Here is a 22,688-nt window from a genome sequence, read left to right on the forward strand (position 1 = left end):
TTCACGGAGCCCCCGTCAGCGCAGGCGGGCGGCGATGTGATCGCCGACCCGCAGGGCGTTGGCGATGGCAGTCAGGGACGGGTTCACCGCGCCGATGCTGGGGAAGAAGCTGGTGTCCACGACGTAGAGGTTGTCGAGGTCGTGGGCCTTGCAGTTGACGTCGAGGGCAGAACTCTTCGGGTCCTCGCCGAACCGCACGGTGCCGGCCTGGTGCGCGGTGGCGCCGATCGGCATGCCCTTGTGCAGGTAGATGCTGTGATCCAAGAGGTGGTGCTCGTGCATGCCCAGGTGCCCGAGCATTCCCCGCAGCTTGTCCTGGAGGCGCTTCAACCCGGCGGTGTTGTTGTCCTCGTCGAGAGCCAGGTGGATGGCGTCGTCCTTGTCGAGGGTGACTCGGCTCTCGGGCAGCGGAAGGTCCTCTCCGCACAGCCAGAAGTCGACGGCATGGTGCGCCAGCACCTCGAAGGGCATGCCGGGCATGACGGCACCGGCCCAGCGCGGTGCCTCACCATGGATCTGGTCGGCGTCCGACTTGCCGAGCATCTGGATGCCGCCGAGCGGATACTCCCAGTCGTCCGCGCCCAGGTACCAGTCGTTCAGCGCCAGGGTCTTCTGGAATCTGGTCGGGTTCGGTTCCTTCGACACCGCCATCAGCGCCAGGTTGTTGTGACGCATGTAGTGGCGTCCCACCACGTCCGAGCTGTTGGCGAGCCCGCCGGGGTGCCTGTCGTTGGCCGAACGCAGCAACAGGACGGCGGAGTTGACCGCGCCCGCCGCGACCACCACGATGTCGGCGCTGAACGCCTCGGTCGCTCCGTTTCCGAGTTCGGCGACGACCCTGGTGACGGTGCGTCCGCTCGGGTCGGTCTCCAGGCGCCTCACATCGGCTTCCGTCACCATCGTGACGTTGTCGTACGTCAGTGCCGGGTCGACGCAGATCACCTGTGCGTCGGACTTCGCACCCACCAGGCAGGGGAAGCCGTCGACCCGGTCGCAGCGGATGCAGACGCTGTCATGGGTGGCCCGGCCGTTCTCGTCCTGGGTGAGGTTCACGCCGATCGGCAGGTGGAACGGGTGCAGGCCTGCCTTCCCCAGATCGTCACTGAGTTGCTGGATGCGCGGCTCGTGTTCGACCGGCGGGTAGGCGTACTGCGCGCCGGCCGGTCCTTCGGTGGGGTCCTCACCGTGCCGCCCGTGCACCAGGTAGAGGTGTTCGGCCTGGGTGTAGTAGGGCTCCAGGTCCTCGTAGCGGATCGGCCACGCCGGGGAGACGCCGTCGTGGTGGCGCAGTTCGCCGAAGTCCTCGGGCCGGAGCCGGAAGAGCGCGGCGCCGTAGAACTTGGTGTTGCCCCCGACGTAGTAATTGACCTCCGGGGGGAATTGCTTGCCGTGCTTGTCGTACCAGAACTCCGGGGCGCGGTACTTGCCCTTGACGAAGACGGCCGTGGAGTCCCAGTTGTCCCGCTCCCGTGGCAGGTAGCCGCCGCGTTCCAGGAGCAGGACCCGTTTTCCGGTGGGGGCCAGCCGGTGGGCGAGCGTACCGCCCCCCGCCCCCGTACCGATGATGATGACGTCGTAGTGCTGATCGTCGGCCATGAGAGGGTCCCGTTCTCGGAGTCGTCGGCTGTCCAGGCCGTGGCGCCCGTCGGGGTCTGTGAGCTGCGCTGTTCCGTGCAGACGCTCGCGCAATGGGGATATTTAATGCCATTTATAAACTATCGGGCGGTTCGGGTGGCGGCGACCCGGCGGAGTCGTACAGGCGGCGGTCACCTCAATTCCCGGACGGCGCGCACCGCCTGGTCGACGATGGTCTGCGGGTCGGCCACCGCGTCGACGGTCAGGCCGGGCTCGTCCGGCCGCAGCGGTTCGAGGGCGGCGTACTGGGAGTCCACCAGCCCGCCGGGCATGAAATGGTCCGCACGGCCCGCGACCCGTCGACCGGCGCTCCCGCGGTCGAGCGCCAGATACAGGAACCACACGCCTGCGCCCGCCCCACGGAACAGATCCCGGTACTCGCGCTTGAGGGCCGAGCACGCCACCACCCCGCCCTGTCCGGCGTCGGATACCTTCCGGATCCATGCGGCGACGGACAGCAGCCACGGCCGGCGATCCTCCTCGTCGAGCGGGTGACCCGCGGCCATCTTGGCGCGGTTCGCGGCCGGGTGCACGTCGTCCGCCTCCAGGAACGGCGCCTTCAGCCGCTGCGCGAGCAGGCGTCCCACGGTGGACTTGCCCGATCCCGAGACGCCCATGACCACCACGACCGTCGGCACCGGGGTCACAGGACGGCGATCGGGTTGACCGGCGAGCCGGTGGCGTGCGGCAGTCTCAGCGGGGCGATCACGCAGAGGAACGTCCAGCGCCCCTCCGCCTCGCAGAGCGGTGCCAGGTACTCGAACTGCAGGTAGTCCAGCAGGTGAAGGCCCATGGCGTGGATCGCCAGCACATGCACGGGGAAGTGGACGCCCTCGGTGGAACTCGGGGCGGTGTCGTTGTTCCCGTCGCCGCCGAGCACGGCGACCCGCCGGTCCGCGAGGAACTCCAGCGCGTACGGGTGGAGACCGGCGCGCTCATGTGCCACGTCCCACGGCCCGAGTTCGGCGCGGCGCCGGCGGTGGCCGACGCGGACGAAGAGCAGGTCGCCTTCTGCCACGCGGAGATTCTGGGCGGTCTCGGCCGCGGCGAGGTCGTCGACGGTCACGTGATCACCCGGCTCGAGCCAGGGCACGCCGCGCAGCCGCGGGATGTCCAACAGGACGCCACGTCCGACGATCCCGTCACGCGCCGCCTCGATGGTGAGCCTCGTCGCCCCGCCCGCCGTGACGCTGCTCGAGGGCACACCGCCGTGCAGTGTGCCGTCGTAGATCACGTGGCAGAGGGCGTCGATGTGGCTGTCGGCGTCGCCGTGCACGTTCATCGCGAAGCTGTCCCTCGCGAAGTGGAGCCCGCTGGAGGTGTCTTCCCCCGGCTGCCTGTACATCCGGTGCTCGGCGGGCTCGGGATTGTCCGGGCCGGCCAGCGTGTCCACCGGCGCGGCGAGCGTGACCGTCCGGCCGGTCCGCACCTCGCGGGTCGCGGCCAGCACCCGGCCGGAAGTCAGCGCGGCCAGAGTGCCCCGGTCACCCGCGGCCCAGGCGCTGCGCGAGCGCAGGTCCCGGTACAGCACGCCGAACTCGTCGGCGGTCAGCCGTGGCGGTCCTGCCGGACGGGCATGAGAGACCATGGGTCAGCGCCCGCTCTCCGCGTCGAGCGCCTCGTCGAGGGTGGTGGCCGCCATGATGAGCGACAGATGCGTGAACGCCTGCGGGAAGTTGCCCAGTTGCTCCCCGCTCGGACCGATCTCCTCGGCGAAGAGCCCGATGTGGTTGGCGTGGGTCTGCATCTTCTCGAAGACGTAGCGGGCCTGGGGCAGCCGCCCCGCCCGGGCCAGCGCGTCGACATAGAGGAACGTGCACAGGCTGAAGGTGCCCTCCGAGCCGCGCAGCCCGTCCGGCGATGCCGCCGGGTCGTAGCGGTAGACGAGGCTGTCGGAGACGAGCTTGCGGTCCATCGCGTCGAGGGTGGCGAGCCAGGCCGGGTCCCGGGGGGCGATGAACTGGACCCTCGGCATGAGCAGCAGCGAAGCGTCCAGGACGTCGCCGCCGTAATGCTGGACGAAGGCGCCCTCCCGTTCGCTCCAGCCGCGTTCCATGACCTGCTCCAGGACGGCGTCCCTCGCGTTGCGCCACTTCTCCACGTCGGCGGGCCTGCGGAAGTGGTCGGCCAGGCGCAGCCCTTGGTCGAAGGCGGCCCAGGACATCACCCGGCTGTACGTGAAGTCCTGACGGCCGCCGCGGGTCTCCCAGATGCCCTCGTCCGGCCGGTCCCATGCCCCGGCGAACCAGTCCAGCGTCCTGGTCAGAGCCTTCCATCCCCGGTAGGTGGCCTGCTGCGCGATCTCGCGGCCCTGGGACAACGCGTAGAGGGCCTCACCGTAGATGTCCAGCTGGAGCTGGTCGGCGGCCCCGTTGCCGATGCGGACGGGGGAGGAGCCGCGGTAGCCCTCGAAGTGCTCGAGTGTCTCCTCGGGCAGGTCGGGGTTGCCGTCGACCCGGTACATCGTCCGGAGCGGCTCTTCCTTGCCCTCGCGCTCCTGCAGTTTGTCGACCAGCCAGTGGAGGAAGGCGGTGGCCTCCTCGGCGAAGCCGAGGTCCAGCATCGCGCGCACGGACAGCGCGCTGTCACGTACCCAGGTGAACCGGTAGTCCCAGTTGCGTTCTCCGCCGACCTGCTCGGGCAGGCCCATGGTGGCCGCCGCGACGAGGGCGCCGGTGGGGGCGTAGGTGAGGAGCTTGAGGGTGATGACCGAACGGTGCACCAGCTCGGGCCAGCGGCCCCGGTAGCGGGACTGGCGCAACCACGCCTGCCAGAACTGGGCGGTGTGGTTGCGCTGTGCGGTGATCCCGTCGACCGTGAGGGGCGCGGGTGCCTCGCCGCCGGGCGCGCAGACGGTGAACACGACACCGCCCGACTCGCCGGCGCTCAGCGTCACCCTGCCGCGTACGTCCTGGCCGTCCCGCTCCAGCGGGAAGGAGGCCTGCAGGTGCGCGTCCATCCCCGGGGAGCGGAAACGGCCGGTGTTCTCGCCGAGCTCCAGCTGGTGCTCGGCCCGGCCGTAGTCGAAGCGCGGGCGGCACTCGAGCGTGAAGACGACGGTCCCCCGCACGGCCCGTACGACGCGTACCAGGGTGTGGCGGTCGGTGGCGGTGCGGGTCTGCTCCGGAGGCATGAAGTCGACCACCTCGCCCACCCCGTCCGGTGACATGAACCGCGTCACCAGAATGGCCGTGTCGGGGTAGTAGAGCTGCTTGCAGGTCGTGTCGGGGTGCTCGGGGGCCAGCCGCATGTACCCACCGCCGTCGTGGTCGAGCAGGGCGGCGAAGATGCTGGGCGAGTCGAACCGGGGAGCGGCGAACCAGTCCACGACACCCTGCGACGAGACGAGCGCGGCAGTCTGCAGGTCGCCCACCAGGCCGTGTTCGGCGATGGGAGGGTAGCGGTCCATGACTGCTCCGACGTCTCGAAAGAGCCCCTGGCTCCCACTATCTGCCACTCGGGTTGCCCATGCGCGTCGAAGCGGTCGACGACCGCTCGCCCGTGCCGGCCGGCGAGACGACGGCCGGAGTCGGTCGATCGCAGGGGAGGGGGTCCGGCGCTGGGGCATCGTGGCGCCTTTGTGGGTCCGTCGGACGGGCGGCGGAGGCGGTGCGCGGAGATGATTGACGTCCGGCCGGTGAGCCGGGCGAACAGACCCGGCGACGCACCGGCAGGAACGTGTTGCGCTTGACCGGGTCGATGCGGGGCCGCACGCTCCCGAGGGAAGGGCCGGCGCCGCAGGCCACCACCACGTCGGCGCCCGACGGCACCGACAGGGGGACCGAGGAGGCCACGCGTGCAGCAAAGCCGCACCGGACGGCAACTGACCCTCTGCCGCGGCACGCACCGTGCCGTCGTCGTAGAGCTGGGAGCGGCCGTTCGCTCCTACACGGCCGGTGGACGCACCGTGATCGACGGGTTCGGCGAACAGGACCGGATCACCGGCGGGCGCGGCCAGATCCTGGTGCCGTGGCCCAACCGGATCCGTGACGGCCGGTACCCCTGGAACGGGCAGGATCTGCAGCTGCCGCTCACCGAGCCGGCCGGCGGCAACGCCATCCACGGGCTGCTCCGGTGGGTCGCGTGGCGGGTCGTGGAGGCGAGCGGCAGCCGCGCCGTCCTGGAGGTTCCGCTGTGGCCGCAGCCGGGCTACCCGTTCCACCTCCACGTCCGCGCCGAGTACGCACTGGGCGAGAGCGGGCTCGAAGTCGCCGTCACCGCGCGCAACCTCGACGCGAGCGCCGCGCCCTACGGCTTCGGCCAGCATCCCTACATCGCCCCGGGCACCGCGGTCGTCGACCAGGCGGTGCTGACCGTCCCCGCACGGACACGGCTGCGCACCGACGAGCGCGGCCTGCCGGTGGCCGCCGAGCCGGTCGCCGGGACCGAGTACGACCTGCGAACGCCACGAGCTGTCGGTGCGCTCCGGCTGGACACCCCTTTCGGTGACCTCGACCGGGACGCGGACGGCCGGGCCGTGGTGCGCCTGGCCCACCCGTCGGGTGCGTTCGGTACGGATGTGTGGCTGGGTGAGGGCGCCGATCACGTACAGCTCTACACGGGTGACACCTTGCCGCCGGAGGAGCGCCGTCGAGCGGTCGCCATCGAGCCGATGACCTGCCCTCCGGACGCCTTCCGCAGCGGCACCGGGCTCGTCAGCCTCGGTCCCGGCGAGCAGCACACCGTCCGCTGGGGGATCACGCCGTGGGGAGAGTGACGGCGCTGTTCTCTTCTTCGGCCTGATCCTCACCGGGCCGAGGACCTCCATGGGACGTGGACCTGCGGGGGATCCGTCGCAGCTGCTGCTGTGGCGGATCCCCCGCAGGATCACCACATCCACCGTGGCCTCGTGGGCCGTGCCGTTCCCGCGATCCGCTGTCCGTGCACGTCACTTGCAGGGACACCGGCCGCAACGGTCTCCCCCTGACTCCTCAGGGCCGCCAGCCGAGGGCGCGCGAGATACCGCGCCCCGCGAGCCGTACGGCCGGGACCAGCGACTGCGGCTGTGTCCCGGCCGAGGGGACCACGAGCGAGACCGCGGCCACGACGTCGCCCCGCGGCCCGCGCACGGGCGCGGCCACCGAGACCGCGTCGTCCGTGATCTGACGGTCGGCCACCGCGCAGCCGGTGCGCCGCACCTCGGCCAGGACGCGGCGCAGCAGGACGGGGTCGGACAGGGTGTGCGGGGTGAAGGCGGCGAGCGGCTGCTCGCAGACCTGGTCCTGGAAGGCCCTGGCGCTGTGGGCGAGAAGGACGAGTCCGACGCCCGTCGCGTGCAGCGGCCAGCGCGCCCCGACGCGGCTGCGCACGCCGACCGCGTGACGGCCGGACAGCCGCTCGATGTAGACGACGTCGATGCCGTCGCGCACCGCGAGATGCACGTTCTCGTGGGTCGACTCGTAGAGGTCCTCGAGGAAGGGCAGCGCGGCCTCACGCAGGGCGGGGCCGCGCGGGGCCAGCGCCGCCAGTTCCCAGATCCGCAGCCCTATGTGGTAGTTGCCCGCCGCGTCGCGTTCGAGGGCGCCCCACGCGGTGAGCTCGCCCACCAGGCGGTGGGCGGTGGCCAGCGGCAGCCCGGCCCGGCGGCCTATCTCGGTGAGCGACAGCGCGGGTCTGCGGTGGTCGAACGCGCCGAGCACCGCCAGCAGCCGCTGTGCAGCGGAACGGCTGCGCGCCGCGTCCGCGGAGTCCTCCGACGGCCCTGTCATGTCCGCCGGGTCAGCCCCGGTCCGCTTCCGCGACCCGCGCCAACAGGGCCTGCAACGTGGCCCGTTCACCGGGGTCGAGGGGGGCGAGCAGTTCGTCGGTGACGCGCCGGCTGCCCTTGTCGGTGTCGCGCAGGACGTCCTTGCCCCGGTCCGTGAGGGCGACGATGCGGCTGCGCCGGTCGCCCGGCGCGGGTCCCCGCTCCACCAGGCCGAGGTCCTGCAGATCGTCCACGAGGCTCACGATGGCGCTCGGGTCGTAGCCCAGCCGGTCGCTCAGCTCGCGTTGCAGGGCGCCCTCCACGGTGGCGAGGTAGCGCAGCAGCGCGTAGTGCCGCAGCCGCAGACCGAACTCTTCGAGCGTGGCGTTGAACAGCCGGCCCGAGTGCAGCCCGAGCCGGTAGAGGAGATAGCCGGTGTCGGCGTGCAGCGCGCGCATCCAGGGCGCATCTTCGTCAGCGATGTCGGGCTCCGGGGTCGGTCCGTGCGGGCACGGGGGTGCGAGAGGTCGGCTCCAGCATGAAGGACTTAAAGGTTTACGGCAACTATTGACGACAACAATGATTGGTCCTAGCGTCCTTCTCGTCGGCCGGTACGGATTGAGCGGATCGGATCTCCTCGGCCGCCTTCCTCCTTCACGTACCTGTTCACGCCACCGGAAGGGCACAGCCGCAATGTCTGACGTGTCATCAGAACCCTCGACCTCCCTGGACGGAAAGGTCGCCGTCGTCACCGGAAGCGGCCGCGGACTCGGCCTCGCCTACGCCACCGCCCTCGCCCGGTCCGGGGCGAGCGTCGTCGTCAACGACATCGACGCGGACGTCGCCGGGCAGGCCGTCGAGGCGATCACCGCGGCCGGCGGCCGGGCCGTCGCCGAGGTCGTCCCCGTGGGCACCACCGAGGCCGCCGAGCGCCTGGTCGGCCGGGCCGTCTCGGAGTTCGGCCGGCTGGACGTCATGGTCACCAACGCCGGAATCCTGCGCGACAGGGTGCTGTGGAAGATGACCGACGACGACTTCGACGCCGTTGTCACCACCCATCTCAGGGGCACCTTCACCTGCGCACGTGCCGCCGCCGTACGCATGCGCGAACAGGGCGAGGGCGGCAGCCTGGTGCTCGTCGCCTCCCCGGCGGGCCAGCGCGGCAACTTCGGGCAGACCAACTACGCGGCGGCCAAGGCCGGGATCGCGGCGATGGTGCGCACCTGGTCCATGGAGCTGGCCCGCGCGGGCGTCACCGTGAACGCCGTCGTACCGGTCGCCGCCACCGCGATGACCGAGACCATCCCCGCTTTCGCCCCGTACGTCGACGCCCTGCGCGGCGGCGAGCCGCTGCCCGGGTTCCTGCGTAGAGGTGAGGGCTTCGGCACGCCGGAGGACTGCGCCGCGCTCGTGCCCTTCCTCGCCTCCGAAGCGGCCCGGGACGTCACGGGCCAGTGCATCGGCATCGGCGGTGACAAGCTCGCCCTGTGGTCGCACCCGCAGGAGGTGTCCGTCGCCTACGCGGACGGCGGCTGGAGTCCGCGGACCATCGCGGAGACCTGGCACACGTCGGTCGGGCGCGAACCGCAGACCGTCGGCATCCCCGCGCCACGCCTCCCCGAGGTTCCCGAGGGCGTGATCCCGGCATGAGCGGTATCGACGTGGCGGCACTCACCGCGATCGACGTCCACACGCACGCCGAGGTGTCGTCCGAGGGGCGGGCCTCGCTCGACGAGGAGCTGAACGCCGCGTCCAGCACCTACTTCAAGGTCGAGGGGAACCGGAAGCCCACCCTCCAGGAGACCGCCGCCTACTACCGCGAGCGGCGGATGGCCGCCGTGATCTTCACCGTCGACGCCGAGTCCGCCACAGGCACCGAACCCGTCCCCAACGAGGAGGTCGCCGAGGCCGCGCACGCCAACCCCGACGTGCTGATCCCGTTCGCGAGCATCGACCCGTTCCGGGGCCGCGCCGGGATCCGCCGGGCCCGGCGCCTGGTCGAGGAGTACGGCGTGCGCGGCTTCAAGTTCCACCCCAGCATCCAGGGATTCTTCCCCAACGACCGTATGGCGTACGGGCTTTACGAGGTGATCGAGGAGACCGGCGCCGTCGCGCTCTTCCACACCGGCCAGACCGGCATCGGTGCGGGCGTGCCCGGCGGGGGAGGCATCCGCCTGAAGTACTCCAACCCGATGCACGTGGACGACGTCGCCGCGGACTTCCCCCATCTGAAGATCATCCTCGCGCACCCGTCGTTCCCCTGGCAGGACGAGGCGCTCGCCGTGGCCACCCACAAGCCCGGGGTGCACATCGACCTCTCGGGCTGGTCACCGAAGTACTTTCCGCAGCAGCTGGTCCAGTACGCCAACACCCTGCTGAAGGACAAGGTCCTTTTCGGCTCGGACTACCCCGTCCTCACCCCCGACCGCTGGCTCGCCGACTTCGCGAAGCTGCCGGTCAAGGAGGAGGTCAGGCCGAAGATCCTCAAGGAGAACGCCGCCCGGCTGCTCGGGCTGACAACACCGTGAAGGGGCCGGACATGCGCAACGAGGGACTGGGGTCGTGGCCCGCACGCCGGGCCCGCAAGACCCCGCACCGCACCGCACTGATCCACGCCGGCGCAGCCGTCACCTACGCCGCACTGCACGAGCGCACCACCCGGCTCGCCCACGCCCTGCGGGCGCTCGGCGTCCGGCGCGGCGACCGGGTCGCCTACCTCGGCCCCAACCACCCCTCGTTCCTGGAGGCCCTGTTCGCCGCCGGGCTCCTCGGCGCGGTCTTCGTGCCGCTCAACACCCGGCTCGCCGAGCCCGAACTGGCCTTCCAGATAAGGGATTCCGGAGCCACGGTGCTGCTGCACGCCGCCGCGCGGGGCGGTGACCTGCCGGGCGTCCGCACCGCTGTCGAGGCGGACGGACCGGCGTACGAGGAACTGCTGGCCGCCGCCCCGGCCCTCGCCATCGACGTGCGGGTCGGCCCCGACGACGTAGGCGTCATCATGTACACCTCCGGGACGACGGGACGTCCCAAGGGCGCCATGCTCACGCACGGGAACCTCACCTGGAACGCCGTGAACGTCCTGGTCGACCAGGACCTGATCGCCGACGAGGTCGCGCTCGTGGTGGCGCCGCTCTTCCACACGGCCGGCCTGAACATGCTCACCCTGCCGGTGCTGCTCAAGGGCGGCAGCTGTGTCCTGGTGGGCTCGTTCGACGCGGCGGCGACCCTGGAACTCGTCGAGCGCCACCGGGTCACGTTCATGTTCGGCGTCCCGACGATGTTCGACCGGCTCGCCCGGCAACCGGGCTGGCCGGACGCCGACCTGTCGTCGCTGCGGATGCTCAGCTGCGGCGGCTCGCCCGTCCCGACCCCGCTCATCGCGGCCTACCAGGACCGCGGACTCACCTTCCTGCAGGGCTACGGGATGACCGAGGCGGCGCCCGGCACCCTCTTCCTCGACGCCGAGCACGCCGTCAGCAAGGCAGGCACGGCGGGAGTGCCGCACTTCTTCAGCGACGTACGCGTGGCGCGCCCCGATCTCGTGCCGGTGGAGCCGGGCGAGACGGGCGAGGTCCTGGTGCGCGGGCCCCATGTCATGCCCGGCTACTGGGGTCTGCCCGACGAGAGCGCCGCGGCGTTCGCCGACGGATGGTTCCGGACGGGGGACGCCGCCCGGATCGACGCGGACGGCTACGTCACCATCGTCGACCGCTTCAAGGACATGATCATTTCGGGGGGCGAGAACATCTACCCCGCCGAGGTCGAGGACGCCCTGCTCGCCCACGCGGACATCGCCGAGTGCGCGGTCATCGGCGTACCCGACGAGAAGTGGGGCGAGGTCGGCAGGGCGGTCCTCGTCGCCCGCGAAGGCCGCGCGCCCGACCCGCACGAGGTCCTCGCGTCGCTGTCCGGGCGCCTGGCCCCCTACAAGATCCCCAGGTCGGCCGTCGTCGTGGACGCCCTGCCCCGCACCGCGTCGGGAAAGCTCGTCAAGGCCGACGTCCGCCGCCTGCACGGCACTTCATGACCACCGAACGCATCAGCACACAGTGAAGGGGCCCCTCATGGGCATCACCGTCAACGGCCTGGACGAACTCAAGAAGCTCGCCGGAAGCGACCTGGGTTCCAGTGAATGGACCGACGTCACGCAGGAGCGGATCGGCACCTTCGCCGACGCCACCGGCGACCACCAGTGGATCCACACCGACCCCGAGCGTGCCAAGGAAGGCCCCTTCGGCGCGCCCATCGCGCACGGCTACCTCACGCTCTCCCTCTTCATCCCGATGTTCACCGAGCTCCTCGACGTGGAAGGCGTCACCACCAAGGTCAACTACGGCCTCGACAAGGTCCGTTTCCCCGCCCCCGTGCCGGCGGGCTCCCGCATCCGCCTGGCCGCACGCCTCGCAGGCGTCGAGGACGTGCCGGGCGGCGTGCAGATCACGGTCGACGGCACCGTCGAGATCGAGGGAGCGACAAAGCCTGCCTGTGTCCTGCAGAGCGTCTCGCGGTTCTATGCGTAGCGGCGGCCGAATATAAGTTGTACGAGACGTCTCGTCTCACTTACGGTGGCGTCATGACCGTCCCCAGGAACGCCCATATCGCCATGTTCTCCATCGCCGCCCACGGGCACGTGAACCCGAGCATCGAGGTGATCAGGGAGCTCGTCGCCCGCGGGCACCGCGTGACGTACGCGATCCCGCCGCAGTTCGCCGAGAAGGTCGCCGAGGCCGGGGCCGAGCCGAAGATCTGGCACTCGACATTGCCCACCGACGACGACCCGGAAGCGTGGGGCACGGAGCTGATCGACCACCTCGAACCCTTCCTCACCGACGCGATCCAGGCGCTGCCGCAGCTCATCGATCTCTACGAGGACGACGAGCCGGACCTCGTCCTCTACGACATCACCGCCTACCCCGCCCGCGTCCTGGCCCACCGCTGGAACGTCCCGATCGTGCAGTTCTCGCCGAACCTCGTGGCCTGGGAGGGGTACGAGGAAGAGGTCGGCAAGCCGATGTTCGAGCCGCTGAAGCAGACGCCGCGCGGCAAGGCGTTCTACGAGAACTTCGAGAGCTGGATCAGGTCGAACGGGATCGACGGCTCCGTCGAGGACTTCATGGGCCGCCCCGACCGCTGCCTCGTCCTCATCCCCAAGGCGCTCCAGCCGAACGCGGACCGGGTGGACGAGAGCCGCTACACCTTCGTCGGCGCCTGTCAGGGCGAGCGGGCGGCGCAGGGCGAGTGGCAGCGCCCGGCCGGTGCGGAGAGCGTCCTCCTCGTCTCGCTCGGTTCGTCCTTCACCAAGCAGCCCGGCTTCTACCGCGCCTGCATCGAGGCCTTCGGCGACCTGCCCGGCTGGCATGTGGTGCTCCAGATCGGCAAGTTCGTCGACGAGGAGGAGCTCGGTGAGATCCCGGCGAACGTCGAGGTGCACCACTGGGTGCCGCAGCTGGCGATCCTCAGGCAGGCCGACGCCTTCATCACGCACGCGGGCGCGGGCGGCAGCCAGGAGGGCCTGGCCACCGCGACGCCGATGGTCGCGGTCCCGCAGGCCGTCGACCAGTTCGGCAACGCCGACATGCTCCAGGGGCTCGGCGTCGCGCGCCACGTACCGATGGAGGAGGCCACGCCCGAGAAGCTCAGGGAGACGGTGCTCGCCCTGGTGTCCGACGCGGAGGTGGCGCGCCGCCTCCAGGAGGTCCGGGCGGAGATGGCGGGTGAGGGCGGTACGCGGCGCGCCGCCGACCTCGTCGAGCGGATCGGCGTACTGGTTCCACGGGAGGCGTGAAGCGATCGCGCTTTTTGGGTAACAGTCAGGTCATTTCATAACGCTCGGGTAACGCAGGTGGTTCGTGGCGAAGTCGTCGACCTGGCCATGGAGTTCGACCGTTACCCCCGGCCAAAGGTTGCGCTCTGTGCTACTTGAACCTTGCGTGAAGGGCTTTCTAGCGTGAGATGAACTCACCTCGAACGCCAGGAAGTTGACCAGCCATGCGCCGAGACATACCGCCCCTCGACGAGGTACGCCGCATCACGCAGAAGAAGCGGGACGCGTGGTGGACCGTTCTGCTCGTCGATCCGGTCGCCACGCCGCTCGTGCGGCTGACGGCGATGCGCACGAGGATCACGCCGAACCAGATCACCTGGGCCGCCTTCGTCCTGGGCCTCGGCTCCGCCGTCTGCTTCTGGCTGGGCGACTGGCGCTGGCTCATCGCCGGCGCCGTCGTCTACCACCTGTCCTTCATCCTCGACTGCATGGACGGCAAGGTCGCCCGGCTCACCGGCCAGGGGTCGGTCTTCGGCGCCTGGCTGGACTTCGTCTTCGACCGCATCCGCGTCATGGTGTGCGGGGTCGCGCTCATGGCGGGCCAGTACGAACGCACCGGTGACGAGCTCTACATCTGGCTCGCTCTGGCCGTCGTCGGCCTCGACACCCTGCGCTACATCAACTCCCTCGAGATCTTCAAGATCCGCCACTCCATGCGCAAGCAGATCAAGGAGCGGGTCAAGGAGGCGCGGCGCGCCGAGAACGAGGCCGAGCTCGCCTTCATGGAGGACCTCCTGCGCGACAACCCCGAAGCGGACATCGAGCAGGACCTCCAGAAGGCGCGGTCGGCTCAGGGGATCGCGGAGGCCGCGCCGCGGCCGGCGCCCCAAGTGGTCGACCTGCACCAGGAGTTCAGGAGCCGCTTCCCCGTATACCTGCGGTTGCGCTCGTTCCTTCTCCGGCACCGCATCCGTACCCATCTGATCAGCGGGATCGAGTTCCAGATGGGCGTCTTCATGATCGGCCCGCTGATCGACCAGGTCCTGTGGGCGACGATCGTGTCCGGAGCGCTCCTGCTCCTCTTCGAACTCGCCATCATCTACAAGCTGTTGCTGTCGACCCGCGACTTCACGCGCACGATCGACTCGTTCGCGGAGCGCAGCCGGCGACCCGCCGCGGCCTGAACCTGCGGGTGCTCGAACACGAGGGGGCGCCCCGCCGGACCTGACGGTCCGGCGGGGCGCCCCCGACGCGTACCTCGGCCTGCGCCGTCCTCACGCCCCCCACCCTCTCCTCGGCGATCTCCTCCTTGCGGGCGGGGTGCGCGCCCTGCTCGGGAAAACTCAAGTCCCCTGCGCCCATGGGGAATTCCCGGAGTCCGAAGTGTCGGTCGAAGCCCGAATTGTTATTACGAAGGCTTGTTGAACAAGTCACAGCTGTATGTAGGTCTTGATCTGCCCGCGTCAATCGGACAGTGTTTCGTGCCAACCCCCGGAGATCTTCCGGAGATTGCCGGGGGATCGTTGAGATCCATCAGTAAACCCCCCACAAACCCCCCACAGAAACCACGAGGAGACCCCTCTTCATGGCAACTCACAAGCGTGCCCGCAGCACGATGAAACTCGCCGCGGCGATAGCCACCGCTGCCACCGCGGTCGGAGTGACCGTCTTCGCGGGCTCCCTGGCCGGCGCCTCGACCCCCGCCGAGGGCAAGGTCTACGGGCTCGACGCCAAGGGCGCCGTCTCCGGCAGTTACATCGTGCTGCTGGACCAGAAGGCGAACACGGACGCCAAGCAGGACCTCGCCAAGGAGTACGGCGGCAAGCTGAAGCGCGCCTACTCCTCCGCCGTCAACGGATTCTCCGTGAACGGCCTTTCGGAGACCGAGGCCAAGCGCCTCGCCGCCGACTCGTCGGTCGCCAAGGTCGTCCAGAACAAGAAGTTCCACATCGACGCCACCCAGGACAACCCGCCGTCATGGGGCCTGGACCGCATCGACCAGGCGGACACCGCGGGCGACAAGAAGTACACCTACCCGGACAGCGCCGGTGAGGGCGTGACCGCGTACGTCATCGACACCGGCGTCCGCGTCAGCCACAAGGACTTCGGAGGCCGCGCCACCTCCGGCTTCGACGCCATCGACAACGACGACAACGCCGACGACGGCAACGGCCACGGCACACACGTCGCCGGGACCATCGCCGGTGAGGCGCACGGCGTCGCCAAGAAGGCGAAGATCGTCGCCGTCCGCGTCCTCGACAACGAGGGCTCGGGCACCACCGAGCAGGTCGTCGCGGGCATCGACTGGGTCACCAAGAACCACCAGGGCCCGTCCGTCGCCAACATGTCCCTCGGCGGCGGCGCCGACGAGGCGCTCGACGCGGCCGTCCAGAAGGCCATCGCCTCCGGCGTCACCTTCGCGGTCGCCGCGGGCAACGAGTCGACCGACGCGTCCGCCGGGTCCCCGGCCCGCGTCAAGGAGGCCATCACCGTCGCCTCCTCCACCAAGGACGACGAGCAGTCCGACTTCTCCAACTACGGCTCCGTCGTGGACATCTACGCCCCCGGCTCGGACATCACCTCCGACTGGAACACCGGCGACGACGCCACCAACACCATCTCCGGTACGTCGATGGCGACCCCCCACGTCGTGGGCGCCGCCGCCGTCTACCTGAGCGGCCACCCGGACGCGACGCCCGCGGACGTCTCCAAGGCGCTGACCGACGGCGCGACCCCCGACAAGATCTCCAACGCGAGCGAGGGCACGCCGAACAAGCTCCTCAAGATCGTCGAGTAGCACCGGCAGCACCCCTGACCGGCGGCCGCCGTGCCCTCCCCCACGGGGCGCGGCGGCCGCCTATCGTGTCCCCATGGCGACAAAGGCGTACGCGGCACTGCTCCGCGGGATCAATGTGGGCGGCAGCAGAAAGGTCCCGATGGCGCGGCTTCGCCCCCTGGTCGAAGGGCTCGGGCACGGCGACGTACGGACGTATCTGCAGAGCGGCAACGCGACGTTCACCAGCGACCACGGCGACGAGGAGGCCCTGGCGGCCGAGCTGAGCGCGGCCATCGAGAAGGAGTTCGGCTTCGGCGTGGACGTGATCGTGCGCGAGCACGCCTACCTCGCGTCGGTCGTGGACGCGTGCCCCTTCCCCGCCGCCTCGCTCGAAGGCAAGCAGCTGCACGTCACCTACTTCTCCGGGCCCGTCGACCCCGAGCGGTTCGCCTCCGTCGACCCGGCCGAGTTCGCCCCCGAGGACTTCCGGCTCGGCCCGCGCGAGCTGTACCTCTACGCCCCCGAGGGCCTCGGCCGCTCGAAGCTCGGCGCCGTGCTCTCCCGGCCGGCCCTGAACAAGGGCCTCATCGCCACCTCCCGCAACTGGAACACCGTCGTCAAGCTCGTGGAGATGACCGGTGTCTGAGCTCGACGACGCCGTCGACGCCGCCATCGAGGGTGAGCTGCGGCTGCTCGACCCGGCCGTGCGCCGCTCCCCGGAACTGCTCGGCGCGCTGCTGCACCCCGACTACGTCGAGTTCGGCGAGTCGGGCCGCCGCAGGGACCGCGCCGCGATCATCGCCGAGCTCTCCGCCACGCCCGAACCGAGCGTGCGGCCCCTCACCGTCTCGCGGATGAAGGGCGTGCGGCTCGGCCCCGGGCTCGTCCATCTGACCTTCGACACCGACCGCAACGGCGCCTGCGCACACCGCAGTTCACTGTGGCGGCAGGGCGACGAGGGCTGGCTCCTCTACTTCCACCAGGGGACGCCGTTCGGCCGGGACTGAGCTCGGCGCGCAGACGTCAGCGCGCCGGCTCCGAGCGGGAGCGGCGGCGGACCCCGACCGCGAGACCCGCGACGACACAGGCTCCGATGGCTCCGGCGACCGTGACCAGGACGTACGTGGGATACATGTCGTCGCCCGACGGGTACCGCTCACCGCAGAGCCGCACCACGCCGGGGTGATCCCGGTCGGCCTCCAGACATACCCGGTGACCGACCCCGGGACTGCCGGGGCCCGTGCCCAGCGCTCTCCTGACGGTGTGCCGGTGACCCTGGACCTCGTACGCGATCACCTGCTCGTCGCCGCTCTTCGGCACGTGCTCGACAGCGGTGACGACGCCGGTGACGCGGACCGGAGCCGCGTCGATCAGCTCCGCCTGCCGCCACTGACGGGAGGCGGAGCAGCCGCCCATGACGGCCACGAGCAGACAGAGGAGTCCGGTCCCCCAGAGGGCCACGCGGGTGCGCACGGGGAGCAGGTTCGCACGCCGGCGTACGAAGAGCGCGAGAGTTTGCCCGATCGTGGATGGCCCCTACAGCCGTCTGTGAAAGGCTCGTTGGCATGCGCTACCTCATCATCGGAGCAGGAGCGGTCGGCGGCGCCATCGGCGGCCGGCTCGCACAGGCCGGGCACGACGTCGTCCTCGTCGCCCGCGGCAAGCAGTACGAGGCACTGCGGGACCACGGGCTGCGGCTCGTCACCGCCGACGGCCCGCACGTCCACCGTCTCCCGGTCGTCGCCGGGCCCGTGGAGCTGGGCGAACTGAGCCCGGACGACGTGCTCGTGCTCGCCGTGAAGACCCAGGACAGCGTCGCCGCGCTCGAGGCGTGGGCGGGCCGGCCGGTCGCCGGAGGCGGCACCGCGGCCGAGCGGCTGCCGCTGGTCTGCGCGCAGAACGGAGTGGAGAGCGAGCGCCTCGCGCTGCGGCTCTTCCGGCGCGTGTACGGCATGTGCGTCTGGCTGCCCGCCACGTTCGTGGAGCCCGGCGTCGTGTCCGCCGCGGGCACCCCGCTCACCGGCATCCTGCACATCGGCCGGTTCCCCGGAGGCACCGACGAGACGGCTCACCGCATCTCCGCCGACCTGGAGAAGTCCTCCTTCGAGTCGCCCGTCGTGCCCGACGTGATGCGCTGGAAGTACGCCAAGCTCCTCGGCAACCTGGCCAACGCGATCGAGGCCGTGTCCGGGGTGATGACCACCGATGAGGGCTTCGCCCTCTACGGGCGCGCCCGCGCGGAGGGCGAGGCAGTGCTCACCGCGGCGGGCATCGCCTTCGCTTCCAAGGAGGAGGAGAAGCAGTCCCGCGGCGACAAGATCCGCTTCGAGCCCTTCGACGGCTCGGAGCGCAGCGGCGGCTCGTCGTGGCAGTCCCTCAGCCGCGGCACGGGCACCATCGAGTCCGACTACCTCAACGGCGAGATGGGCCTGCTCGGACGGCTGCACGGCGTGCCGACCCCGGTCAACGACGCCCTCCAGTCGGTCGCGGACCGCTTCGCCCGCGAGCGCCGCCCGGCCGGATCCATGCCGATCACGGAACTCGTCTCGCAGGCCGCCGCGGCGCCCCGCTAGCCGTCGCGTCCCTTCGCGCCACCGCCGGCCCCTGCGCGAAACGCCTCGGGCAGAGAGACCGACTGCACCGCGGACGCGGTACAGCTCGAACGGGCCGTCGGGCGACATGGGTTGTGCTCGGGACCGTGGGGGCGACGGGACCCGAGCCGAGTTCGTCCGGACCGGGTTGTCAGACCCCGCCACTGCCTTCGGGAGCATGAACGAACGGACGTCGCGCGTGGAGCGGTTGCGCGCCGCCCAGAGCGCGCCGGCGCCCGACGACGGGCGTCTTGAGGGTGCGCGCGCCGACGCCCGGCTCCTCGAACCGCTGGAGCTGGGGGCCGGTCGCCGCCGAACGCGTACTCGGCCCTCGGTCCTCAGTCCTCGGCCCGCGCGGCGCGCCTCACGCGCCCATCGCCGCCAACTCCCGTACCGTCGCCGCCTCGTACCGCCGCACGAGCAGCCGCGCCACCTCCGGTGCCGGGCCCAGTACGTCCGCGAGGACGTCCGCTTCGAGGGCGCCGCGGGCGATGCGGTCCGGGAGGTGGCCGGGGGCCAGGACATAGGGGGCCACCGCCACCCGGTGGACACCCTCGGCGCGCAGTTGCGCCACGGCGTCCTCCGTGCGGGGCAGAGATGCGGAGGCGAACGCAGGTCGCACGGCGCACCAACCGGTGTGCCGCCACTCCCGCGCGATTTCAGCGATCACTGCGATGGCCTCCGGGTCCGTGGAGCCCGCCGAGGCCAGGACGACCCCGGTCGTGGGCTTGTCGGCCGGGGTGAGCCCGGCCTCGTACAGACGGCGTTCGAGCGCCGCCGTCAGGAGCGGCGAGGGGCCGAGCACCTCCGCCTGGCGGATCCGCAGCCGGGCCGGGGCCTGCCGCAGGACCGCCGGGATGTCCGCCTTCGCGTGGAACGCGCGCGTCAGGAGCAGGGGGAGCGCGACCACGTCACGTACACCCTCGGCCGCCAGGGACTCCAGGACGCCGTTCACCGAGGGAACGTTGAAGTCCAGGAACCCCGTCTCCACGCGCAGCCCCGGCCGCAGCGCCCGTACTTCGCGTACGAGCGCGTGGACCGTCGCGGCATGGCGCGGATCGCGGCTGCCGTGAGCGATCACGAGCAGGACCGGGCGGGCGGGGCGCTGGTGCATGGCGGGGTCAGCTCCTCACCAGGAGGCCGCGGCTGCGCAGGACGCGCCGCTCCAGGGGACTGAAGATCAGCAGGTCGATGGCGATGCCGACGATCAGGATCAGGAAGATGGCGAGGAAGACCATGGACATGGAGCTGGCGTTGCGGCCGTTCTCCAGGAGCTGGCCGAGTCCGATGCCCAGGTCCGGCGACGAGGCGATGATCTCCGCGGCCATCAGCGAGCGCCACGAGAACGCCCAGCCCTGCTTCAGGCCCGCGAGATAGCCGGGCAGCGCGGCCGGCAGCACGATGTGCCAGGTGTGCCGCAGGCCCGTCGCGCCGAGGGTGCGGCCGGCCCGCAGGAACAGCGGCGGCACCTGGTCGACGCCCGACACCAGGCCGTTGGCGATCGAGGGGACCGCGCCGAGCAGGATCACGGCGTACATCATCTTGTTGTCGAGGCCCAGCCAGATCACGGCCGGCGGGACCCAGGCGACCGAGGGCAGCGACTGGAGGCCGGACAGGATCGGTCCGATCGCGGACCGGATGAAGCGGACCCGGGCGACGACCAGGCCGAGCGGGGTGCCGATCACGAGTGCCAGCAGGAAGCCGAGCAGGCCGCGCGACACGCTCGTCCAGATGTAGTCGAGGAGCGTCCCCTGCAGCCACGCGTCGGACACCTCGCCCCACACCGCGGACGGCGAGGGCAGCTTGCTCGGGTCGTCGACGATCTTGAACGAGACCAGTCCCTGCCACACCACCAGGACCAGGAGCACCGCCGTCAGCGGCGGCAGCACCTTCTGGACCAGCGTCTGGCGCAGCGGGGTACGGGCGGTCTGCACGGTCTCCAGGGCGTCGAGCCCCGCTTCGAGACCGGCCAGGTCCTGCCCGGGGACCGAGTCCTTGACGGCGCCCGTGTCCTTGTCCGCGGTCGTCGTCTCAGTGCTGGCCATGGCGGCGGATCTCCCCACGCAGTTGTTCGGTGATCTCGACGGACAGTTCCGCCACGGCGGTGTCCTCGATGCGGCGGGGCTGCGGAATGCCGACCCGCCACTCGTGCGCCACCCGGCCCGGCCGCGACGAGAGCAGCACGACCCGCTCCGCGAGGCGCACCGCTTCACGGACGTTGTGGGTGACGAACAGGACGGAGACGTTCGTCTCGCGCCAGATGCGGGTCAGCTCGTCGTGCAGCACGTCGCGGGTGATGGCGTCGAGCGCGGCGAACGGCTCGTCCATCAGCAGCAGTTGGCTGTCCTGGGCGAGCGCGCGGGCCATCGCCACGCGCTGGCGCATACCGCCCGACAGCTCGTGCACCCGCTTGCCGTACGCGCCGTTCAGACGGACGAGCTCCAGGAGCTCCTCCGCCCGCGTGCGGCGGTCCGCCTTCGGAACGCCGCGCAGCTTCAGGGCCAGTTCGATGTTCTTGCCCGCGGTCAGCCACGGGAAGAGGGCGTGCTCCTGGAACATCAGGGCCGGCCGGCCCTGCGTGCTGATCTCGCCGGACGAGGGCCGGTCGAGGCCCGCGACCAGATTGAGCAGCGTCGACTTCCCGCAGCCCGAGGCTCCCAGGAGGGTGACGAACTCGCCCGGAGCGACATCGAGGCTGATGTCGTCCAGGACGAGCTGCTGCCCGGCGGGCGTGGCGAAGGACTTCGAGACGTGCTCGATCCGCGCGGCGGGGCCGGTGGTCCGCGTGCCGCCGTCCGCGGCCTTGACGAGGGTCGTTGCCATGGTCGTCACCTCCTGGGAACTCAAGCGATTACGGGCATTGCCGAAGCGGTTACTTGACGCCGAGGCCGGCGTCGGCGACCGCGCCCTTGCCCTCGGCCTCGAGGACCTTGTTCAGCGGCGCGAGGTCGTAGATGCCCTTGAGGTCGGGCTTCTCCAGCAGGCCCGCCTTCACCGCGTGCGCCGCCTCGCTGTCGAGGGTCGAGGCCAGCGGGTCGTCGGTGAACTGGATCGACTTCCACGCCGGGTCGAGCACGTCCGTCGGCAGCGCCTTGCCGGAGTCGGCCGCCAGCTGCTTGTTGGCCGCGGCCTTCGCCTCGTCCGGGTGGGCGTTGATCCAGGCGTTCGTCTTCACCGAGCCGCGCAGCACGGCCTCGACGACGTCCGGGTGCTCCTTGAGGAACTTCTGCGACACGATGATGTTCGTGATCACGAACTTCTTGCCGGGCCACAGGTCGGACTCGTCGAGGAGGACCTTGCCGCCCTCGGCCACGATCTTGGACGCCGTCGGCTCCGGCACCCAGGCGCCGTCGATGGAGCCGGACTTGTAGGCGTCCGGGGTGATCTTGTTGTCCGTGCGGACCACGGAGACGTCGCCCTTGCCGCTGTTGGCGTCGACCTTCCAGCCCTTCGCGGCGATCCAGTTGAGGAACGCGACGTCCTGCGTGTTGCCGAGCTGCGGGGTGGCGATCTTCTTGCCCTTGACGTCGTCCAGGGACTTGATCTTCTTCGGGTTCACCACGAGCTTCACCCCGCCGGACGCCGAACCGCCGATGATGCGCAGGCTCTTGCCCTGGGACTTGGTGAAGCCGTTGATCGACGGCGAGGGGCCGATCCAGCCGATGTCGATGGAGCCGCCGTTGAGCGCCTCGATCTCGGACGGCCCCGCGTTGAAGATCTGGTACTTGGCCTGCGTGCCCTGGAGCTCCTCCTGGAAGAAGCCCTTCTGGTTGCCCACGAGGGCGGTTCCGTGTGTCAGGTTGCCGAAGTAACCGATCTTCACGGTGTCGGCGGAGAGCTTCTTGCCCTGGGCGGCGACGTTCGTCTTGTCGGACGTGTCGTCCTTGGACTGTGAGCCGTAGCCGCAGGCCGTCGCGGCGAGCGCGAGGAGCGGCAGGGCGGCGACGGCGGCGAGACCGCGGCGCCAGGAGGCGGAGTTGGCAGGCACGGGAGGTGGTCCTCTCGTTGGCCCGGCGGTCACGCTCTCAGGGCGTGGCCGGGAGGTCGGCAGGGCTTCGTCTTCGTACGGACAGGCCGCGGGGCGAGCGGGCGCGCAAGCGGTGCGCGCTTCCCTTCCCCGCTGAGAGCGTCACGCCGCGACATCGCCCGACCCCGCCCTGGCCCGCGCCGAGGGCGCCGCTGCCGACACGGCCGCCCTCCTTCGCGAACGTCGCATAGACGTCGATGGACGTCATG

23 protein-coding genes are annotated in these 22,688 nt (G+C 70.7%); 11 read left to right on the top strand and 12 right to left on the bottom strand.

The features are described from left to right. Nucleotides 1–15 precede the first annotated feature (15 nt). The 4 genes from ACZ67T_RS01340 to ACZ67T_RS01355 form a co-directional block, all read right to left on the bottom strand. On the bottom strand, nucleotides 16–1,596 hold the full coding sequence (locus ACZ67T_RS01340) for a GMC oxidoreductase (protein WP_469980869.1): 1,581 nt from the start codon (nucleotides 1,594–1,596) through the stop codon (nucleotides 16–18). A 170-nt stretch (nucleotides 1,597–1,766) separates the two neighbouring features. Further along, nucleotides 1,767–2,282, bottom strand: a complete 516-nt coding sequence (locus ACZ67T_RS01345; RefSeq protein WP_469980870.1) for a gluconokinase — start codon at nucleotides 2,280–2,282, stop codon at nucleotides 1,767–1,769. Next, nucleotides 2,279–3,223 carry a cyclase family protein gene (locus ACZ67T_RS01350; RefSeq protein ID WP_469980872.1) on the bottom strand — a complete coding sequence of 315 codons (945 nt, stop codon included), beginning with the start codon at nucleotides 3,221–3,223 and terminating at the stop codon, nucleotides 2,279–2,281. Before ACZ67T_RS01350 ends, ACZ67T_RS01345 begins: the two co-directional genes overlap by 4 nt. 3 nt (nucleotides 3,224–3,226) lie before the next feature. Then, the gene (locus tag ACZ67T_RS01355; protein ID WP_469980874.1) at nucleotides 3,227–5,044 is read right to left on the bottom strand and encodes a glycoside hydrolase family 15 protein; all 1,818 of its coding nucleotides are present in this window, start codon (nucleotides 5,042–5,044) and stop codon (nucleotides 3,227–3,229) included. Between the two features lie 387 nt (nucleotides 5,045–5,431). On the opposite strand from ACZ67T_RS01355, the gene ACZ67T_RS01360 reads away from it, so the two are divergent. Further along, nucleotides 5,432–6,352, top strand: coding sequence for an aldose 1-epimerase family protein (locus tag ACZ67T_RS01360; protein WP_469980876.1), 921 nt, complete (start codon nucleotides 5,432–5,434; stop codon nucleotides 6,350–6,352). Nucleotides 6,353–6,566: 214 nt separating this feature from the next. Here the strand turns inward: ACZ67T_RS01360 and ACZ67T_RS01365 are convergent, their stop codons facing one another. Beyond that, nucleotides 6,567–7,343, bottom strand: a complete 777-nt coding sequence (locus ACZ67T_RS01365) for an IclR family transcriptional regulator (protein ID WP_469980878.1) — start codon at nucleotides 7,341–7,343, stop codon at nucleotides 6,567–6,569. A gap of 10 nt (nucleotides 7,344–7,353) precedes the next feature. Next, a complete protein-coding gene (locus ACZ67T_RS01370) occupies nucleotides 7,354–7,779 on the bottom strand; it encodes a MarR family winged helix-turn-helix transcriptional regulator (protein WP_469980880.1) in 426 nt (141 codons plus the stop codon). 244 nt (nucleotides 7,780–8,023) lie between these two features. Here ACZ67T_RS01370 and ACZ67T_RS01375 point away from each other — a divergent pair, with 244 nt between their 5' ends. The 9 genes from ACZ67T_RS01375 to ACZ67T_RS01415 all read left to right on the top strand — a co-directional run bounded on the left by ACZ67T_RS01375 (nucleotide 8,024) and on the right by ACZ67T_RS01415 (nucleotide 16,868). Then, nucleotides 8,024–8,971 carry an SDR family NAD(P)-dependent oxidoreductase gene (locus ACZ67T_RS01375; RefSeq protein WP_469980882.1) on the top strand — a complete coding sequence of 316 codons (948 nt, stop codon included), beginning with the start codon at nucleotides 8,024–8,026 and terminating at the stop codon, nucleotides 8,969–8,971. Next, a complete protein-coding gene (locus ACZ67T_RS01380) occupies nucleotides 8,968–9,849 on the top strand; it encodes an amidohydrolase family protein (protein ID WP_469980884.1) in 882 nt (293 codons plus the stop codon). Before ACZ67T_RS01375 ends, ACZ67T_RS01380 begins: the two co-directional genes overlap by 4 nt. 11 nt (nucleotides 9,850–9,860) lie before the next feature. Further along, nucleotides 9,861–11,348: an acyl-CoA synthetase gene (locus ACZ67T_RS01385; protein ID WP_469980886.1), complete on the top strand. Its 1,488-nt coding sequence runs from the start codon at nucleotides 9,861–9,863 to the stop codon at nucleotides 11,346–11,348. Between the two features lie 37 nt (nucleotides 11,349–11,385). Beyond that, nucleotides 11,386–11,841, top strand: a complete 456-nt coding sequence (locus tag ACZ67T_RS01390; protein ID WP_469980888.1) for a MaoC family dehydratase — start codon at nucleotides 11,386–11,388, stop codon at nucleotides 11,839–11,841. A 53-nt stretch (nucleotides 11,842–11,894) separates the two neighbouring features. Then, a complete protein-coding gene (mgt, locus tag ACZ67T_RS01395) occupies nucleotides 11,895–13,106 on the top strand; it encodes a macrolide-inactivating glycosyltransferase (protein WP_469980890.1) in 1,212 nt (403 codons plus the stop codon). A 203-nt stretch (nucleotides 13,107–13,309) separates the two neighbouring features. Next, the gene (locus ACZ67T_RS01400) at nucleotides 13,310–14,269 is read left to right on the top strand and encodes a CDP-alcohol phosphatidyltransferase family protein (protein WP_469980892.1); all 960 of its coding nucleotides are present in this window, start codon (nucleotides 13,310–13,312) and stop codon (nucleotides 14,267–14,269) included. 401 nt (nucleotides 14,270–14,670) lie between these two features. After that, entirely contained in the window at nucleotides 14,671–15,882 is a 1,212-nt protein-coding gene (locus tag ACZ67T_RS01405) for a S8 family peptidase (protein WP_469980893.1), read from the top strand. Between the two features lie 73 nt (nucleotides 15,883–15,955). Beyond that, nucleotides 15,956–16,507: a DUF1697 domain-containing protein gene (locus ACZ67T_RS01410; RefSeq protein WP_469980894.1), complete on the top strand. Its 552-nt coding sequence runs from the start codon at nucleotides 15,956–15,958 to the stop codon at nucleotides 16,505–16,507. Continuing rightward, a complete protein-coding gene (locus ACZ67T_RS01415; protein WP_469980895.1) occupies nucleotides 16,500–16,868 on the top strand; it encodes a nuclear transport factor 2 family protein in 369 nt (122 codons plus the stop codon). The genes ACZ67T_RS01410 and ACZ67T_RS01415 overlap by 8 nt, the downstream gene beginning before the upstream one ends. 16 nt (nucleotides 16,869–16,884) lie before the next feature. On the opposite strand, the gene ACZ67T_RS01420 is transcribed toward ACZ67T_RS01415, so the two are convergent. Continuing rightward, nucleotides 16,885–17,334 carry a hypothetical protein gene (locus tag ACZ67T_RS01420; protein ID WP_469980896.1) on the bottom strand — a complete coding sequence of 150 codons (450 nt, stop codon included), beginning with the start codon at nucleotides 17,332–17,334 and terminating at the stop codon, nucleotides 16,885–16,887. Between the two features lie 92 nt (nucleotides 17,335–17,426). Here ACZ67T_RS01420 and ACZ67T_RS01425 point away from each other — a divergent pair, with 92 nt between their 5' ends. Then, a complete protein-coding gene (locus tag ACZ67T_RS01425; protein WP_469980897.1) occupies nucleotides 17,427–18,434 on the top strand; it encodes a ketopantoate reductase family protein in 1,008 nt (335 codons plus the stop codon). A gap of 382 nt (nucleotides 18,435–18,816) precedes the next feature. Here ACZ67T_RS01425 and ACZ67T_RS01430 read toward each other — a convergent pair whose 3' ends face one another. From ACZ67T_RS01430 to ACZ67T_RS01450, 5 genes are read right to left on the bottom strand one after another with little or no spacing between them, the layout of a single operon-like run. Continuing rightward, nucleotides 18,817–19,566, bottom strand: a complete 750-nt coding sequence (locus ACZ67T_RS01430) for a sirohydrochlorin chelatase (protein ID WP_469980899.1) — start codon at nucleotides 19,564–19,566, stop codon at nucleotides 18,817–18,819. A gap of 7 nt (nucleotides 19,567–19,573) precedes the next feature. Further along, nucleotides 19,574–20,497, bottom strand: a complete 924-nt coding sequence (locus ACZ67T_RS01435) for an ABC transporter permease (protein WP_469980900.1) — start codon at nucleotides 20,495–20,497, stop codon at nucleotides 19,574–19,576. Next, a complete protein-coding gene (locus ACZ67T_RS01440) occupies nucleotides 20,484–21,275 on the bottom strand; it encodes an ABC transporter ATP-binding protein (RefSeq protein WP_469980902.1) in 792 nt (263 codons plus the stop codon). Before ACZ67T_RS01440 ends, ACZ67T_RS01435 begins: the two co-directional genes overlap by 14 nt. A 49-nt stretch (nucleotides 21,276–21,324) precedes the next feature. After that, nucleotides 21,325–22,440: an aliphatic sulfonate ABC transporter substrate-binding protein gene (locus ACZ67T_RS01445; protein WP_469980903.1), complete on the bottom strand. Its 1,116-nt coding sequence runs from the start codon at nucleotides 22,438–22,440 to the stop codon at nucleotides 21,325–21,327. 37 nt (nucleotides 22,441–22,477) lie between these two features. Then, nucleotides 22,478–22,687: a hypothetical protein gene (locus ACZ67T_RS01450; RefSeq protein ID WP_469980905.1), complete on the bottom strand. Its 210-nt coding sequence runs from the start codon at nucleotides 22,685–22,687 to the stop codon at nucleotides 22,478–22,480. Nucleotide 22,688: the final 1 nt, after the last annotated feature.

This window comes from Streptomyces sp. NPDC107517 (assembly GCF_055582645.1).